The organism is Massilia mucilaginosa (assembly GCF_011682145.1).
Taxonomy (GTDB): domain Bacteria; phylum Pseudomonadota; class Gammaproteobacteria; order Burkholderiales; family Burkholderiaceae_D; genus Telluria_A; species Telluria_A mucilaginosa.
Map to the genome: position 1 here is coordinate 1 of NZ_WHJH01000175.1, position 775 is coordinate 775.

The 775-nt window shown below is 49.3% G+C and carries 2 tRNA genes and 2 rRNA genes; all 4 read left to right on the forward strand.

Features of this window, described 5'->3' with window-relative positions:
* Positions 1–114: ribosomal RNA gene (locus tag F2P45_RS34350) — 16S ribosomal RNA — on the forward strand; the annotation flags it as partial.
* A gap of 91 nt (positions 115–205) precedes the next feature.
* Positions 206–282 (forward strand) — tRNA-Ile (locus tag F2P45_RS34355).
* Between the two features lie 10 nt (positions 283–292).
* Positions 293–368: transfer RNA gene (locus tag F2P45_RS34360), tRNA-Ala, on the forward strand.
* A 230-nt stretch (positions 369–598) separates the two neighbouring features.
* Positions 599–775 (forward strand): 23S ribosomal RNA (locus F2P45_RS34365); the annotation flags it as partial.

The following is a 775-nucleotide window of genomic DNA, read 5'->3' on the forward strand; positions in this document are numbered from 1 at the left end:
CCAGAAGTAGGTAGCTTAACCGCAAGGGGGGCGCTTACCACGGTAGGATTCGTGACTGGGGTGAAGTCGTAACAAGGTAGCCGTATCGGAAGGTGCGGCTGGATCACCTCCTTTCTAGAGTTGCACCAGGCTATAGAGCCGGTTCAACAAACGCCCACACTTATCGGCTGTTTAATTAAGAAGAAACAGTAGCAGTGTCCAAGTCGGGGCTGTAGCTCAGCTGGTTAGAGCACCGTGTTGATAACGCGGGGGTCGTTGGTTCGAGTCCAACCAGCCCTACCACGCATTCCTTGGGGGATTAGCTCAGCTGGGAGAGCACCTGCTTTGCAAGCAGGGGGTCGTCGGTTCGATCCCGTCATCCTCCACCACTCTACTTAACTCTTGAAAGTGCAAACGTAAGCATAGATGCTTAGGTTTGGTCTTTTAGAGATTAAAGCTGTTTCGTTCTTTAACAATCTGGAAGAAGTAAAGTTTTAATCGTTTGGCCGACAGGCCAGACGATGGGTAGTGATTGTATGTATCAAAACAAAGCAACAACGCTGTACTTTCTTATCTCTGTAACGCTCTTTGTTCTCCGGAACAGAGGCTAACGTTATAGGGACAAGCGAATAAGTGCACATGGTGGATGCCTTGGCGATTACAGGCGATGAAGGACGTAGTAGCTTGCGATAAGCTGCGGGGAGCTAGCAAACAAGCTTTGATCCGCAGATTTCCGAATGGGGAAACCCGGCCTTTACAGGTCATTGCATACTGAATACATAGGTATGCAAAGCGA